Genomic DNA, 16319 nt, shown 5'->3' on the forward strand with positions numbered 1-16319 from the left:
GATATCAATATGCGGACTTAAAGAAGGCCCTGTATTCATCTAGGTTTTTACTTTTATTCAGGGTCTGGAAATTCTCAATCGAGATAAAGAAGCTAGAATTGATTATTTCCTGTGGCAAATTTTCAGACTTGAATTCCTTGACAAAGATCTCATAATATTTTTTGGCTTGATCGGCTGAGGTGAAAGGGCTAATGATATAAATCGCATTTTCCCTACTCATATTCATATTTCCTGTCCGAAGCCTAGCGTTTGAGAAATTTTTGGCGTGGAAATTTTCCAAATCTCCTAGCAAACGCTCTGCCGTTTCTGCTTGAGAAGGCTCCATTGCCAATACAAATATGTGCGTTTGAGAATTATTAACCTTATACGGGGACTCACTGAGATCAATATCTACATTTTGCTCGGTAGATTCATCAGGGTTTACAGCCGTAGAATCGGACTGTGTATCTTTTTGTGGATTAAGACTGGCCAGTTCTTCTTCTGATAGTAGTGGGTAGAGCATATTTCTTGCCAGATCCACTAGGGCAGAGTCTTGACTATTGGCGATATAGTTTTCGAGTTCTGCTCTGTAGTTTGCCTTACTTTCAGTTTTACCTGTATTCATGATGTCCAAAAGCATCAATCGTTCGGTATTACGAGTCAAGGGGTAACTTTCTAGTGCTCCTCGAATGATTGATTTGCTTTGGCTATAATTTCCACCATAATACGCATCATAGGCCTTCGCATATTCTTCTGAAGATTTGAGGTATGCAAGATTGCCGGAGGCGGCATGCGGATTATTCACCGAAAAAGTGAATCTAGAATCCGGGAATTCACGATTAAGTCTCGCACTGTATTGCTCATAGTTTCCTCCTAGATCTTTTTGGGCGAGATAGAGCAGATAGTAAGCCTCAGGTTTTTTACTGGACTCTGGATATTCTCGCACCACCGTTTCCAAATTGGTAATACTTTGCTCCTCTTCTTTCAATTCGAAGAAAAGCAACTTACCCAGTTCAAAGTAAGATTCCTCCAGTTCGAGGTCCAATGCCTGTAATCTTTCGGGTGAGCTTGGGATTTGCCCCAATAATTCATCGATATCCGGAAGCTGATTTAAAGGATTATCCTCTTCTACCGAAACCGAATCGGTTTCTGATGGTGCTGCTATGGTGGGATTGGCATCTTGAAAACTCACAGCGCTTCTCCGCCAATTGTCCTGAAGTGGGCGAGTACCCCAATTCCGGCGAAAGTCTATTGCGCCCTGCTGCATAACCAGGCTATTGTCAAAGTAAAAAGAGGAGGTGGTTCCGCGATCGTTGAATGCGAGTAAATTGTCAAATATGCTAGATGATTGGGGTTGCTGGGCTTCGGCTGCTTCACGGAGGAGGCGTTCCTCTTCGCTCTTTATGTAGGTCTCTGCGATCAAGCGTTGTTCTTCAGGGCTTTTTTTGGCCAAGGTCATCAGGCTATCGTTTTGCTCGATTCGCTCCACATGAAACACATATTGATCCAGCATTTCTTTTTGTTCTTGGATCTGAATAGCGACTGGATCAGTATCTTTAATAAAAGTCAGGGCGCTATCCAAATAATACTTCGTAGCTCGGTAATCTCGAAATTGATCCAAATTGATTTCAGCGAGTTTTTGGTAGATATATCCCTTTTGTCGAGGGTTACTTCCGGGTTCTTTGGCAGCCTGATGCAACAGCTCAAGAGTTCGGTCCAGGTCTCCTTGCTTTTCTTCAAAGAGTGCCATTTCATAAACCACCACATCCTTGAGGTCTTTGTTTTTTGGATCCTTGTAGAGATCCTCATAGTAATTTCTGACCTTTTTCAGATCCTTAGATTTATTCAGTTCGGCTACTTGTTGGGCATAAAGCTGCGCAAAGAAACTTCTTTCGTACGGTGGGTTTCCGTCCAATGCCTTTTTATAATAATCGAAAGCTAAGGCATCCAGTCCCGAACGTTGGTAGCGCTGAGCTAATATGAAATTGATCCGAGAGGCCTCTTTTTTATCCTGCTCGTAGTCCAAGGCTTTGTCCAAAGCTCCCAAAACTCCATTCAAATCGTCTCGACTTTCATAGTAGTAGGCTAAAGTTCGGTAGAGTTCGTATCGATTGGCATCGCTGATTTCTTCTTCTTTCGATAAGTAATCAATGGTAAAATTGGCTTTCTCATACTCACCCAAATCCACATAAAGTCTGAGTAAAGCCACCAAGGTCTGATGTCTTAGATCATTGTCCTTAGCATTGACATTGACGTACTTAAAGGTATTTTGAGCGTCGTCAAAATTCCCCTGGAGATAGTCAATTTGGCCAAGAAGAAAGTAACTATCGTCTACCCATTTGCTGATTCTGTGCCATTCGATAGCTTTGGAGGCTAGTTCGCGAGCGTTTTCGAGGACTTCTTCATTGGAGTCTATCGTGGCAGAGTCTATCGGAATAAAAACAGGCAAGATTTGGGTGTAGTCTTCCTTGTACTTGTTGCGAACCTCTTTTTTCACCTCGTTGATTTTGGTATCTGCAAGGTAGTAGGCGTTGTAATGCGAGGTAAGATTGTGAAAGGCACGATTAGTGAAGGTGTTCTTCTCGGAAGAACATGCCAAAAACAAAAAGATCAAAAGAAAAGAGAAAGTCCCTTTTTTAAACATAAGATAGGCTGACCAAATAAAGTACCAAAATAGGGTATTTGCTGCACTTAACAGAACGACCAGCCAAGCCATTTAGTCATTCAATTTTAAAAGGGTACTTGATAAATAGGATTTTTTAAGAAATTTGGCTCAAATCGAAGCGAATGTCAGATCAAAATTCACCTGAAAAGCCTAAGGGGCCACCTATCTACGTAAAATATATTGGGCTTTCATTTCAATTGTTTGGAGTTATTGGGGCTGGCACTTGGTTTGGGTGGTGGGTCCAGCAGAAAAGTGAAATGAAATTTCCCATCTGGCTCCTGCTTTTCTGTTTTATTTCCATCATTATTGCTTTTTATCAGCTATGGAAATCAATGCAGCGGGATAATTAGCTAGGGATGGCTTATTTTTGCACCAAATGATACCCATGAAGCTCCCGAAAAACCCGCACATTCAGTTCCTCCTTTTTGCACTAGCACTTGCTGTGTCTATTGCATTGCTTCAGTTTTTCTTTTCTGTAATTATTCACGAAAAGGTTTGGGAGATTTATTTATTCCTCACCATCGTGTCATTTGTCATCGGTTTTTTGAATGGATTTTTGCTTAAATCTTTTTCTGAAAATTTCTTTCAAATCATGGTATTGGGAATGATTCTGAGATTCATAGCCTCATTATCTTTCATTGGGATCTATGCGTGGTTGGGTATGGAAAATATTATTTTGTTTATCGCCAATTTCTTTATCATTTTTTTGTTCTACTTAGCTTTTGATATCTACACCTTTATATCTAACTTGCGCCCGATTTCGAAGTAGCCCTCAAAAAAAAGAGTTGATGACGCGCAAAGTATTGGCACTAAGTCTTTTATTATCAGCATGTATGTTGGTGTTTGTAAACCCAGCACAAGCCGCAGGTTCTGAAGAGGACAAGACTGGCTTTATCATGCATCACGTAAAGGATTCCCACGAGTGGCATATTGCTACTTTTGGACACACTCATGTGACCCTTCCCCTTCCTGTGATTGTCTATTCAGGCGATAGAGGGTTGGAAGTATTCATGTCCACAAATTTTCAAAATCACGAAACCCATGCCTTCGGTGAAGAATATGCGCATGAAGGATATTTCATCGATGAGCACGATCATTTAGGGCGCGTAGATGGTGCAAGCTTCTTGGAGCTTTCTATCACCAAAAATGTGGTGATGCTATTTATTGTGTTGATTTTCTTGGGTTGGATGGCCCTTTCGGCTGCAGGCCATTACAAGAAAAATGGCCCTGTAGCACCAAAAGGAGTGGCTTCTCTGATTGAGCCGATTGTAATTTTTGTAAGAGATGAGATTGCTGAGAAATCTATTGGACCGAAATACAAAAAATTTGTCCCTTATCTTCTTACCCTATTTTTATTTATTTGGTTTGGTAATCTCCTAGGTCTTCTGCCAGGTGCTGCCAACTTGACGGGTAATATTGCAGTGACCATGGTGTTGGCAGTGTTGACCTTCATCATCACCAATGTCAATGGAAATAAAGACTACTGGAAGCACGTATTTATGACACCTGGTGTACCACCAGCTATGTTGTTAATCATTGTGCCAGTGGAAATTATAGGTTTGTTTACAAAGCCATTTGCCTTGATGGTCCGACTTTTTGTTGCGATCACGGCAGGCCACATCGTAATCTTGGGCTTCATTGCCCTTGCCTTTATTTTCGAATCTTACGCTATTGGATTTGTAAGTACGGTCATGGTGACCTTTATCAATATCATCGAGTTACTTGTAGCTACTATTCAGGCCTACGTATTCACACTGTTTAGTGCGATGTACATTGGCGGGGCGGTTGCAGAGCATGCTCATGACCATTAATTAGGAATTTCTTTGTTCAATTATATAAATCAAAAACTATGTTAACTCTTATCTTATTGTCCGCTGGATATGCTCTAATGGGAGCTGGTATCGGTGCAGGAATTGTTGCGATTGGCGCAGGTCTTGGTATCGGTCGTATCGGTGGTCAGGCAATGGAATCTATCGCTCGTCAGCCTGAGGCTGCTGGTAAGATCCAAGGTGCAATGTTGATCATTGCTGCCTTGATCGAGGTGGTTTCCTTGTTTGCAGCAGTTATTTGTTTGTTGATCGCGCTAAACATCGCGGAGATCGCTTAAATGACTTAGGAGGGAAGGCTTCTGGCCTTCCCTTTCTTTAACTATTGAACAATCCGAAATAAAATTTATATCTCATGGATTTAATTACTCCCGGCACAGGCCTCATATTTTGGCAGCTTATTGGTTTTCTAGGTCTGCTTTTCATTTTGATCAAGTTTGCTTGGAAGCCTATGCTTGAAGCTCTTGAAGAGCGAGAAGGAAGCATCGAAAGTGCGCTGAAGTCAGCTGAGATTGCCAGAAATGAAATGGCAAATCTTAAAGCAGAGAATGAGAAGCTTTTAGCTGAAGCCAGAAAAGAAAGAGACGCTATCATCGCCAAGGCGCATGAGTCTTCTACCAAAATGATCGAAACGGCAAAGGAAGAGTCTATCAAGGCTGGTAACGAGATGATCGAAAAGGCAAAGGCGGTAATCGAAACTGAGAAAAAAGCAGCACTTGCTGAAGTAAAGACTCAAGTGGCTATGCTTACGCTAGAAGTAACAGAGAAATTATTGAGAAAGAATTTGTCTGATGACAAAGCTCAAAAGGCACTTGTAGACGAATTTGTCAAAGATCTTAAGTTAAACTAAGCCCTACCATGGCAAATTATAGAGCAGCATCACGATACGCAAAATCGATTCTAGAGCTTTCTTTAGAAAAAGGAAGACTAGAAGAAGTGCATGCTGATTTTCAAAAATTGAGTGAAATCGCTGAGGTGAATCATGAGTTTGGGGTGATTTTAAAAAACCCAATCATCAACTCGGAGAAGAAGTTGGCAATTCTAAAAGCTCTTTTTGAAAAAGGAGCTGATAAATTGACAATGACCTTTTTTGAGATTATCGCAAGAAAAAGCAGAGAGTCTATTCTTCTTGATGTAGCGAGAGAGTTTGAGATTCAATATAATCTTCACTCTTCTATCCAAGTGGCCTATTTGACCACCACTTTCCCAATCGATGAGAAGCTCCGTGGAGAATTCCTGAAGGTGGTGAAAGAAATCTCTGGACTAGAAACAGTACAGCTTGAAGAAAAAGTGGATCCTGAGATTATCGGAGGCTTTGTCCTAAGAGTCAATGACCGTCTATTGGATGATTCATTGAGCAGTAAATTGAGAGATTTAAAAACTCAGTTTGCGAAAAACCATTACGAAAAACAGTTTTAAAAACGCGTTCAATTATAAACTTATCATATCATGGCAGAAGTAAGACCAGATGAAGTTTCGGCAATTTTGAGAGAGCAACTCTCAGGAGCAAGAACCTCTGCAGAGCTTGAAGAAGTGGGAACAGTCCTTCAGGTTGGTGACGGTGTAGCTCGTATTTACGGACTTTCAAAAGCGCAATCCGGCGAATTGTTGGAATTTGACAATGGGCTTAAGGCAATGGTGCTTAACCTTGAAGAGGACAATGTGGGTGCCGTACTTTTCGGTGACTCTAAAGAAATCAAAGAAGGTGACACGGTAAAAAGAACCAAGAAGATCGCTTCTATCCAGGCGGGTGAAGGTATGCTTGGTCGAGTAGTGGATACTTTGGGTAACCCTATCGACGGTAAAGGTCCTATTGCTGGCGATCTTTATGAGATGCCACTTGAGCGTAAAGCTCCGGGTGTAATCTACAGACAGCCAGTGACTGAGCCTCTTCAGACAGGTATCAAGTCAATTGATGCGATGATTCCAATCGGTAGAGGTCAGCGAGAGCTTGTAATTGGTGACCGTCAGACAGGTAAGACTGCAGTAGTAATTGATGCGATCATCAACCAAAAAGAATTTTACGATAGAGGCGAGCCTGTATTCTGTATCTATGTAGCCATTGGTCAGAAAGCTTCTACAGTTGCCAACGTGGTGGCTGCACTAGAAAAAGGCGGCGCTCTTCCTTATACTGTTATTGTTTCTGCATCTGCGGCTGATCCAGCACCAATGCAGTTCTTTGCACCATTTACAGGTGCTGCTATCGGAGAGTTCTTCCGTGATACCGGACGTCCTGCTTTGGTGGTTTATGATGATCTTTCTAAGCAAGCTGTAGCATACCGTGAGGTTTCTTTGCTTCTAAGAAGACCTCCAGGACGTGAAGCATATCCTGGTGACGTATTCTACCTTCACTCAAGATTGCTTGAGCGTGCGGCTAAGATCAATAAGTCGGATACAATTGCTCAGCAAATGAACGATCTTCCTGATTCCTTGAGACCATTGGTAAAAGGTGGTGGTTCTTTAACAGCCCTTCCTATTATCGAAACTCAAGCAGGTGACGTTTCTGCATATATTCCTACCAACGTAATTTCGATTACAGACGGTCAGATCTTCCTTGAGACTAACCTCTTCAACTCTGGTATTCGTCCTGCGATTAACGTAGGTATCTCAGTATCCCGAGTGGGTGGTAATGCTCAGATCAAGTCAATGAAGAAAGTGGCTGGTACTTTGAAATTGGATCAGGCACAGTTTCGTGAGCTTGAGGCTTTCTCTAAGTTTGGATCTGATCTTGATGCTACCACTAAGCGTACCATCGAAAGAGGTAGAAGAAACCAAGAGATTCTTAAGCAGGCGCAATATTCTCCAGTTTCTGTTGCTCATCAGGTGGCGATCATCTATGCTTCTACTAGAGGCTTGATGGATTCCGTTCCTGTAGAGAAGGCAAGAGCATTCGAGAAAGAGTTCTATGTATTGCTTGACACTACTTATCCAGAGGCATTGGAGATGATCCTTAAGGGTGATATCAATGGTGCAGGAGAGGTACTAGCTAAAGCAGCTGCCGAACTTTCTCAAAATTACGCAAAATAAAAAATTGGTCTAGTAGGGCTCTGCCCTCAAAGATCTGGTTGAAGTACTAAGCAAACAGATGGCAAATCTTAAGGAAGTAAAGCAGAGAATAAGCTCTGTGCAGTCTACTCAGCAAATTACCCGTGCCATGAAAATGGTGTCGGCTGCTAAGCTGCGTAGAGCTCAGGACAAGATCGTCCAGATGCGTCCCTATTCGCAAAAACTTACTACCATCTTAAACAATGTTTCGGCTGCTTCTGAAGGAGCTGCAGATATTGTTTATGCGAGCAGTCGTGAAGTGAAAAAGGTTCTTATCGTTCCTATTACTTCTGACAAAGGTCTTTGTGGAGCTTTTAATTCAAACATTATCAAGGCAACGAATCATGCGATTCGTACCCAGTTTGAAGGCAAAGAGATCCAACTTCTTCCTTTGGGTAAAAAGGCCTTAGATTATGCCAGAAAATCTAAGTTTAGCACCGTTTCTGATTTCTCATTAGTATTCCAGGATGTGTCTTTTGACAATGTCCGTGCTGCGGCTGAATATGCCATGGATGCCTATGTAAATGGGGATGTGGATCAGGTGGTATTGGTATTCAACGAGTTTAAGAACGTAGCTACACAGATCATCCGAACTGAGCAGTTTTTGCCAATGAAGGCAGAAGAGACTGAGACCAAATCAACCTCAGAGGTGGATTATATCTTAGAGCCATCTAGAGCTTATATCATAGAGGAGCTAGTGCCAACATCTTTGAAGATTCAGTTTTACAAGGCAGTGCTTGAGAGTAATGCTTCTGAGCACGGTGCTCGAATGACTGCCATGGATAAGGCAACTGAAAATGCTGGTGAGCTTTTGAAGGAGTTGAAACTGATGTATAACAGAACTCGTCAGGCGGCTATTACCAACGAAATCCTCGAGATCGTGGCAGGAGCCAATGCATTAGGCTAAGCACAAAGAGATTAATAAAATTCAAAGCCACAATTCATACGAATTGTGGCTTTTTTATTTTTTGAGGCATTGAGTTCAATGGAGAAGTTAAAGTCGCTTTCGGGATTATTGGCTATTTTGATACACAAATCCTTTTAATTATGTGCCTAGTTTGTTCTCTTCTCTTTGTTTGTCTGGTTGTTTTTAGTTCTTGCCAAAATAAAGCTGCTGATAATCCGGTCAAGCCCAACATTATCGTGATCCTAGCGGATGATCTGGGATATGGTGATATGGGAGCCTATAATCCCCAAAGTTTGATCATGACGCCATACCTTGATCAGCTAGCGGTCGAAGGAATGAAATTCACAGATGCACATACCACATCGGCAGTTTGTACACCCACACGCTATTCCTTGCTCACTGGCCGATACAATTGGCGTACTAGGCTTAAAGAAGGCGTGCTCACAGGAAAGTCGAAAGCTTTGATTCCAGCAGATCGTACTACCCTTGGCTCAATGCTTCAACGATCGGGATATACGACGGCATTTATTGGGAAATGGCACCTGGGGATGGATTGGGGTCTGAAAGAGGGTGAGGCTTTTGAGGAGGGTGGCTGGAACCCTGAAGACTATGATCAATTGGACTTCAGCAAACCGATAGAAAATGCACCTGGCACACGAGGCTTTGACTATTCCCTTGCCCTGCCTGCTTCCTTGGATATCGCTCCCTATGTCTATGTAGAAAACAACCAAATCACCAGTATTCCGACGAAGGTGACGATTGATGAGGGAGAATATTCTTGGTGGAGAGAAGGTCCTACAAGTGATGATTTTATTCATGAGGAGGTGACCCCATTATTTTTTAAAAAGAGTATCAACTACATCCAAGAGCAAGCGAAAAGTAATACCCCATTCTTTCTTTATTTGGCACTTCCTTCTCCGCACACACCCATTCTTCCCACTGAAGCTTGGCAGGGCAAAAGTGGTTTGCTGCCCTATGCAGATTTTATAATGATGATTGATGACTATATAGGCCAATTAAATCAGACACTCAAAGATGCAGGGATTGAAGAAAATACGCTACTAGTTTTTACCAGTGACAACGGCTGTTCTCCAGCAGCAGGTTTTGACAAAATGGTGGAAATGGGGCATCAGCCTAGCGGAATCTTTCGTGGTCATAAGGCCGATATTTATGAGGGGGGACATCGAGTGCCCATGATTGTGAAGTGGCCCTCAAAAATTAAACCTACCACCGTGAGCAATGTCACTATTTCCCAAACGGACTTAATGGCCACATTTGCTGACCTAGTGGGGGATACTCTTGGGGAAAACGAGGGGGAGGATAGCTCTAGCTTTTTGAAGATTCTGTTTGGTGAACAGGAGAATGAAGATCTACGTGAGGGAAAGGTCTTTCATTCTGTGAATGGTACTTTCGCGATAAGAAAGGGTGACTGGAAACTAATTACCGCCAAAGGATCAGGAGGATGGAGTTTTCCTAAACCGGGTGACCTTGCGGAGGCGGAGCTGCCTGAGATGCAGCTTTACAATCTTAGAATAGACCCTAGTGAAACGCAAAATCAATTTCTCCAAAACCCTGAAAAAGCTGAAGAACTGAAGCAACTGCTGATCAAATATATCCAAGAAGGTAGAAGTACCCCAGGCCCGAAACAGCTAAATGATCCCTTTGATGGGGAATGGAAGCAGACCTGGTTTATGGATGAAGACTAAAAAGGCTTAAAGTGATGCCTAGAATTTCAATTTGAGAAGTCTTGTCTTCTTTTACTCTATTCTAACTAAGTAAAGAGAATTTGGCTCGCATTACAATTGTCTCAAATCTTTTTTCCTACAATCGTATTGCTCTAGCAATTACACTTGCCATTATGCCTAAGCCTTCCACATTGGGATGTACTCCGTCTGGGAGCAAATCTTCCTTTCCCATAAATGGCGTATAGAGATCTATAAAATCCGCACCACTTTCATCGATAATATCATACAGCATAAGCCGCTGTTCATTGTTCATTACCTCGGGTGTGATTCCGAAATTCTCTCGTGTCACGGGAACTGGCAGAACCACGTAAACTTTTCCATCGGTAGGCATAGCTTCTCTAAATTCCGCGATCATATCCAAGTAATCCTTTCGAAACTCAGAAGCATAGGCCCAGTTTTGAGGCTTCGAGTCATTTGTACCCAGCATGATGACCAACACATCTGGTTGGAATTCCTTGACCTGCTCAAATTGCGGTTCATTCCAATAGGGATAATCCCCTTTGCGAAGCATAGTTCTACCGCTCACTCCAAAATTTACCACCTCATAAGCGTCTCCTAGGATGGCCTGCATTTGAAGCGGGTAGCTTTCAGGGTTATCCCGTCCAGGTCCTTGGGTGATACTATTACCGACGCAGGCAATTTTGATTGGCTGCTGGGCATAACTGATCATTGTGGTGCATATAGCAAGAAAGAATAAGCAAATACGTTTCATTGAACTTTTTTCTTCAAAATAGGAAAAATTAGCTTTCGAAGATTGTTTTTAGTCCTTGGCTATTATTCTATTTTTGAGACTTGCATATGCTCCAATCCATCTATCAGCGAATTTCTTGGCTCTCACTCGATGTGGTTTCCGGCGCCATGGCGGGGATGTTATTTTTTGCGAGGCTCTTCCGCGTGGAAATCGAATTGGAAGCTTATCTCCTTTTAGGAGGAGCAGTTTGGAGCATTTACACCTTAGATCACCTCCTTGATGCTGTGAAGATCCCTAGCGGCTCCAGTGCAGACCGACATGGATATCATTTAAGAAATAAGCGGCGTCTTTGGGTCGCCTGGGGACTAGTGGCGATAGCTTGTATTTCTGGAGGAATTTGGGTTTTCGGCTGGACCATGGTCCTGTATCTTGCACTTGGTCTTGCAGTTTTGATTCTAGGTGTGATTGGCTTGCTTCGAAAGTTTGAAAAATCTGCTGCATGGCTCAAAGAGCTGAGCAATGCTCTTTTTTACGTGGTTGGGATCTCTTGGCTTCCGATTTATTTCGCAGATTCGGTTGAGTTCAACTTGCCAAGTATCTTTCTTGCCGTTCTTTATTTTGGCTTGGCTTTTTTGAATCTGCTGATGCTTTCAAGTATGGATGCCGAAGATGATCAGTTGAAGGGGTTCAATTCCATTGCCAGCTTCCTACCTGAGGAAAAGATCATTCGAAGTATCCGGCTATTGGCTTTAGGGATGATTGTCCTCTGCCTCTTGGCAGGGATTTTTTTCATTTCATTTTACCGGGTGTTTGCACTACTTCTGCTCTTGATGATAGGCTGGCATTATTTAAGTTTTTTTGGGAAAAATCGAGAAGTCCAGCAAAACCGCCAAAAGATGGAATTGGTGTTTTCGCTTCCTTGGCTTCTTCTATTTTTTTAGACAAATGCGCTGTGTCCGGTGATGGCACGACCCACAATGAGTGAATTGATTTCCTTGGTGCCTTCATAACTATAAACCGCCTCTGCATCCGCGACAAATCGAGCGATATCATGCTCAAGTAAAATTCCATTTCCGCCGAATAGCTCTCTGGAGTGGTCCACAATAGATCGCATTCGCAAAGTACAGAAGACCTTAGCAAGCGAGGCATGTTCATCCTTCAAAATGTCTGAATCTTGCATTTCGGAAAGGCGAAAAACCATTGTTTGCATGGCTGTCAAATCTCCAAGCATTGTTACCAAAAGATCCTGTACCAGCTGGTATGAAGCGATTGGTCTGCCAAATTGCTTGCGAGCATTGGTGTAGGCAAGAGCTAGCTCGTAAGCTCCTCTGGCACAACCTACCGCTTGCCAAGCTACTCCCGCTCGGGTCATTCTGAGGACTTTTGCAGTATCCCTAAAAGACTTGGCTTCTTGGAGTCTGTCACTTTCTGGTACCTCGCAATTCGTCAAAGTAATCAATGCATTTTGGACAATTCGCAAAGCCATCTTGTCCTCCATTTTTTCTGCTTTGAACCCTAGGTTTTCTTTGCGGACGATAAAGCCCTTGACCTGATTGTCGTCCAAGTCGCGGGCCCAGATTACAGTGATGTCGGAAAAAGTTGCATTACCGATCCATTTTTTTTGTCCATTCAAAATCCAAGAGTCTCCTTGTCTTTTGCAGGTAGTGGTCAGACCACCAGCGGCGCCGGACCCTACTTCTGGCTCAGTCAATCCAAAAGCCCCTATCTTTTCTAATTTCTGCATTTTTGGAAGCCATTCCTGCTTTTGTTCCTCCGATCCACAGAGGTAAATCGATCCCATAGCTAGTCCACTTTGTACGCCGAAAAAAGTGGAGGTGGAGGTGTCAATTCTAGCCATTTCCATGGCAATAAACCCTTCCAAAAGCGCTGATTTGCCCAGGCAACCATAGCCATGATAGGTCAGTCCGGCGATATTCAATTCGGCCATCTTTGGGATGATTTCAAAGGGGAATTCAGCTCGACTCCAATAGTGATTCGCAATTGGTTTGATCTCCCGCTCCATAAATTCTCGAACTTTCAGCTGGATCTCTCGCTCATCTGCTGAGAGCGTTTTTCCCAATTCATAAAAATCTCCATTCACGGCTGGGATGGTTTTGGGCTTGCTGCCTCCCTTGAGCATTCCCATCATTTTGGAGAGGTCTTCTTCACTCATTTTGGAAACCAATCCCACCATTTTTGGGAGGTCTACTTTTCTAGAAAGCTCACCAATCTGATCCAAGTCGATCATGGAAAGCAGGTCTTTGACATTGCGGAGACTTTTGAATAAATTTTTCATCTGCAGGAATTTTAAGCTAAAATCTGTTCCTTTAATCTAGTGAAAGATCTTTACAGTAGCATAGCTTCCAGCTATTCCTCTTTGGCCAAACTAGTTTTTGGTCAGGCACTGTCTCAGGCCAAAGTGTTTTTTATTGAGCCTTCCATTTCTAAAAATCTACTGATCATCGGTGGAGGAGACGGGGTCGATTATCAAGATTTTTCTGCTCAGCTGCAAGGAGACTACTGGGAGATATCCTCATCCATGCTGGACTTGGCAAAGCAAAATTTAGAGCAAAGTGCTTTAGCATTTCATTTAGGGGATTTTGGGCAGCCTAAAAAATCTGGCTATGATGAAGTTTGGCTTCATTTTGTGCTTGATACGCTGTCCGATTTAGAATTAGTAAGCTTTTTGAAAAAGGTGAAAGCGCTGGTAAAACCGGATACATTGATTCATTTGGTTGATTTTTTTCCTCCTCAGACTTTACGGCAAAGAGTCATTCAATTTGCTATGATGCAGTTTTTTAGAATTGCTACTTCTCATCCAAGAAACGATATTCCGGATTATGAGCAGCATTTGGACTCTTTGGGATTTGAAAAAGTCAAAGAGAAAACTTGGAAAAATGGCTGGATTCGAAGTCAAATGTGGAAAATCAAGGATACGTTTCCGCCACTTTCAGAATGATCGCATCGATTAGGTTTTGATAATATGTTCCATTTCCAGGGCCATACCAATTCATTTGTCTCACTTCATGGAAATCCTCGTCATACAGTTCATCCGGTGTGATATAGCCCATATATCCTCCATTGAATGAAGTTATGATGAGGTTCAGGCCTTGAGCTTTTGCCGACTCTTCCCACATTTCATAAAACACACCGGAAATTTCTCCACTCGAAGCGATGAAAAGGGTATTGCCGATTCTGGTGATATCTAAGTGTGCATTACTTTCACCGACCAGCCAATTGAAAAGCCAGGGACGGATGCGAAGATTGTCAGATACCCTGAGGTGTGGCTCACGGAGCTTTAGATCTAAACGACCGGTTTGTATTGCTTTTTGTTTGACTGTTGCGTAGTAAGTCATATTTAGCTGAATATCTCGAGCCAAAGAATAGGCATAATTCTGGGTATCTTCAAGTGTATTCCCAGGCCGATTTGGTCTATGACTTCCCACTGTCCCGCTGGCAAAAATGCTGAAGTCATACTCTTCCTCTTCCAGCTTTTTCATCAGATAAAAAGGATAATCCCCCGAAAGTCCCATATATCCCGTAGTCAGGCAGGTGGCATGGGCTGAGTAGGTGAGTAGGGTAGCTTTTTGACCTGAAGTATTACTGAAGATCAGCTGGCGAACGTAGGGGTCTGTTGGGCCATCTTTTACAAACCTGTTGGAGACCCAATCAGATGCATTTGATTTTCGAAAGGAAATGCTCACTTCTTCTTCCGCTTCAATAGCTTTTTTCAGGGCATCTAAAGAAGAATCAACCATTTCCTGAATCACTTCTTCGTCAAAGCCTCCAAACGCCAATGCTCCGAGTGGACCGGGCATATACCCACCCATTCCTGAATGTGTGTGCGTTGCTGTAAAGAGAAGTTGATCTATGGGGAGTTTTGATTCCTGAACAGCAGATTCTATGCTTTTGGCCAAAAAGGGATGGACGATCAAAAGCTCAAAGGATAACCAAGCGATGCGGGTTTGGCCATTTTGTAGGGTGATCGCTTTCACATAACTACTGTCAGCTATGAAGTCATAATCTCCCCTGGGGGCATATCCCACAAGATCCACTGGATTCTCAGGAGTCATGTTGCTTTTTGCCCAGCCTGCAGACCAGCTTTCCCCTTGAGTCTTTGTAAATCGTGCAGAATCCAGGGCCTGAAAGGTCTGGCTGTAAAAACTTTGCTCAGTTATTGGTGAGCGATCTACTGTGGTAATTGTAAAGAGTAGAACCACCACTAGACTCAAGGCGATCCAGAGGATGCCTTTCAAAATACCGCTTGCAATGCCTTTGGCACTCATGAATTAGTACTCGAAAGATCCGTGCTCGCCGGTGATGGTCACCTTTTTACCTTCAAAAGGCTCCACTCGTCCAATGATTTTGGCTTCTACCCCGTAGGACTCTGAGATATCGATGATTTCCTCTGCATACCTTTCGTCGAGATAGACTTCCATTCGGTGACCCATGTTGAAGACTTTATACATCTCTTTCCAATCCGTTCCACTTTCTTCTTGAATGATATTGAAAAGTGGGGGAGTTTCGAAAAGATTGTCTTTGATCACATGGACATTGTCTACAAAGTGAAGCACCTTGGTCTGAGCTCCGCCGGAGCAATGAACCAAGCCGTGAATTCTTGGCCGCATGTAGTTTAATACATCCACCATAATCGGCGCATAGGTCCGGGTGGGAGAAAGAACGAGCTTACCCATATCCAGCTGGGTACCAGGTGCACGATCCGAAAGATTATATTTTCCAGAATAAATCAAATCATCTGGTACAGCCGGATCAAAGCTTTCTGGATACTTTGTTTTTAGTACTTTATTAAAAACGTCATGGCGAGCAGAGGTTAGCCCATTGCTTCCCATTCCGCCATTGTATTGGTTTTCGTATTTAGCTTGACCATATGAGGCTAAGCCAACAATAACATCACCTGCTTGAATGGTATCATTGGAAACGACCTGATCTCTCCTCATTCGGCAAGTCACGGTGCTATCCACAATGATAGTTCGGACAAGATCACCCACATCAGCAGTCTCCCCACCCGTAAGTACAGCGTGAACACCATTGTCACGAAGCATCTGAAGCACTTCCTCAGTCCCTTCGATCAAGGCAGATATGACCTCGCCAGGAACTAGATTTTTGTTTCTCCCAATCGTGGAGGAAACGAGGATATTATTAATGGCCCCGACACATAGGAGATCATCTGTATTCATGATGATGGCATCCTGTGCTATTCCTTTCCACACACTTAGATCGCCGGTCTCCTTCCAATAGAGGTAGGCTAGAGAAGACTTGGTTCCTGCGCCATCTGCATGCATGATATTGCAAAAATCCGGGTCATTGCCCAGAGTGTCTTCTACGATTTTACAAAAAGCTTTTGGGAAAAGGCCCTTATCCAAATTAGAAATAGCCTGGTGTACGTCTTCTTTGGAAGCGGAAACACCACGTTGCATATAGCGCTCGTTCATAGGTGCGG

16 protein-coding genes are annotated in these 16319 nt (G+C 43.0%); 11 read left to right on the forward strand and 5 right to left on the reverse strand.

What is annotated here, in order from left to right:
• Positions 1 to 4: 4 nt before the first annotated feature.
• Positions 5 to 2623, reverse strand: coding sequence for a type IX secretion system periplasmic lipoprotein PorW/SprE (porW, locus tag ACFOSV_RS02270; RefSeq protein ID WP_449224150.1), 2619 nt, complete (start codon positions 2621 to 2623; stop codon positions 5 to 7).
• 143 nt (positions 2624 to 2766) lie between these two features.
• Here porW and ACFOSV_RS02275 point away from each other — a divergent pair, with 143 nt between their 5' ends.
• The 9 genes from ACFOSV_RS02275 (at position 2767) to ACFOSV_RS02315 (ending at position 10128) form a co-directional block, all read left to right on the forward strand.
• Positions 2767 to 2994, forward strand: coding sequence for an AtpZ/AtpI family protein (locus tag ACFOSV_RS02275; protein WP_377902975.1), 228 nt, complete (start codon positions 2767 to 2769; stop codon positions 2992 to 2994).
• A 35-nt stretch (positions 2995 to 3029) separates the two neighbouring features.
• A complete protein-coding gene (locus tag ACFOSV_RS02280) occupies positions 3030 to 3413 on the forward strand; it encodes a hypothetical protein (RefSeq protein ID WP_377902977.1) in 384 nt (127 codons plus the stop codon).
• Positions 3414 to 3432: 19 nt separating this feature from the next.
• Positions 3433 to 4455 carry a F0F1 ATP synthase subunit A gene (gene atpB, locus ACFOSV_RS02285; RefSeq protein ID WP_377902979.1) on the forward strand — a complete coding sequence of 341 codons (1023 nt, stop codon included), beginning with the start codon at positions 3433 to 3435 and terminating at the stop codon, positions 4453 to 4455.
• 38 nt (positions 4456 to 4493) lie between these two features.
• A complete protein-coding gene (gene atpE, locus ACFOSV_RS02290) occupies positions 4494 to 4751 on the forward strand; it encodes an ATP synthase F0 subunit C (protein ID WP_377902981.1) in 258 nt (85 codons plus the stop codon).
• A 74-nt stretch (positions 4752 to 4825) separates the two neighbouring features.
• On the forward strand, positions 4826 to 5320 hold the full coding sequence (locus ACFOSV_RS02295; RefSeq protein WP_377902983.1) for a F0F1 ATP synthase subunit B: 495 nt from the start codon (positions 4826 to 4828) through the stop codon (positions 5318 to 5320).
• 8 nt (positions 5321 to 5328) lie between these two features.
• Complete coding sequence (atpH, locus tag ACFOSV_RS02300; protein ID WP_377902985.1) at positions 5329 to 5889, forward strand: ATP synthase F1 subunit delta; 561 nt, start codon at positions 5329 to 5331, stop codon at positions 5887 to 5889.
• A gap of 30 nt (positions 5890 to 5919) precedes the next feature.
• On the forward strand, positions 5920 to 7497 hold the full coding sequence (atpA, locus tag ACFOSV_RS02305; RefSeq protein ID WP_377902987.1) for a F0F1 ATP synthase subunit alpha: 1578 nt from the start codon (positions 5920 to 5922) through the stop codon (positions 7495 to 7497).
• 58 nt (positions 7498 to 7555) lie between these two features.
• On the forward strand, positions 7556 to 8422 hold the full coding sequence (gene atpG, locus ACFOSV_RS02310) for an ATP synthase F1 subunit gamma (RefSeq protein WP_377902989.1): 867 nt from the start codon (positions 7556 to 7558) through the stop codon (positions 8420 to 8422).
• A 140-nt stretch (positions 8423 to 8562) separates the two neighbouring features.
• The gene (locus ACFOSV_RS02315) at positions 8563 to 10128 is read left to right on the forward strand and encodes a sulfatase family protein (protein ID WP_377902991.1); all 1566 of its coding nucleotides are present in this window, start codon (positions 8563 to 8565) and stop codon (positions 10126 to 10128) included.
• A gap of 115 nt (positions 10129 to 10243) precedes the next feature.
• Here the strand turns inward: ACFOSV_RS02315 and ACFOSV_RS02320 are convergent, their stop codons facing one another.
• Positions 10244 to 10879 (reverse strand): GDSL-type esterase/lipase family protein, encoded by a 636-nt coding sequence (locus ACFOSV_RS02320; protein WP_377902993.1) that lies wholly within the window; start codon positions 10877 to 10879, stop codon positions 10244 to 10246.
• Positions 10880 to 10965: 86 nt separating this feature from the next.
• Between ACFOSV_RS02320 and ACFOSV_RS02325 the strand changes: the two genes are divergently transcribed.
• Positions 10966 to 11799, forward strand: a complete 834-nt coding sequence (locus tag ACFOSV_RS02325; protein WP_377902995.1) for a hypothetical protein — start codon at positions 10966 to 10968, stop codon at positions 11797 to 11799.
• Here ACFOSV_RS02325 and ACFOSV_RS02330 read toward each other — a convergent pair.
• Positions 11796 to 13154 (reverse strand): acyl-CoA dehydrogenase family protein, encoded by a 1359-nt coding sequence (locus ACFOSV_RS02330; RefSeq protein ID WP_377902997.1) that lies wholly within the window; start codon positions 13152 to 13154, stop codon positions 11796 to 11798. The genes ACFOSV_RS02325 and ACFOSV_RS02330 overlap by 4 nt on opposite strands.
• Before the next feature lie 39 nt (positions 13155 to 13193).
• Between ACFOSV_RS02330 and ACFOSV_RS02335 the strand changes: the two genes are divergently transcribed.
• Complete coding sequence (locus ACFOSV_RS02335; protein WP_377902999.1) at positions 13194 to 13817, forward strand: class I SAM-dependent methyltransferase; 624 nt, start codon at positions 13194 to 13196, stop codon at positions 13815 to 13817.
• Here the strand turns inward: ACFOSV_RS02335 and ACFOSV_RS02340 are convergent.
• Both ACFOSV_RS02340 and ACFOSV_RS02345 read right to left on the reverse strand, forming a co-directional pair.
• On the reverse strand, positions 13786 to 15144 hold the full coding sequence (locus ACFOSV_RS02340; RefSeq protein WP_377903001.1) for a neutral/alkaline non-lysosomal ceramidase N-terminal domain-containing protein: 1359 nt from the start codon (positions 15142 to 15144) through the stop codon (positions 13786 to 13788). The genes ACFOSV_RS02335 and ACFOSV_RS02340 overlap by 32 nt on opposite strands.
• Before the next feature lie 3 nt (positions 15145 to 15147).
• Entirely contained in the window at positions 15148 to 16311 is a 1164-nt protein-coding gene (locus ACFOSV_RS02345) for an AIR synthase related protein (protein ID WP_377903003.1), read from the reverse strand.
• Positions 16312 to 16319: the final 8 nt, after the last annotated feature.

The sequence above is a fragment of the Algoriphagus namhaensis genome, assembly GCF_042649705.1.
GTDB lineage: Bacteria > Bacteroidota > Bacteroidia > Cytophagales > Cyclobacteriaceae > Algoriphagus > Algoriphagus namhaensis.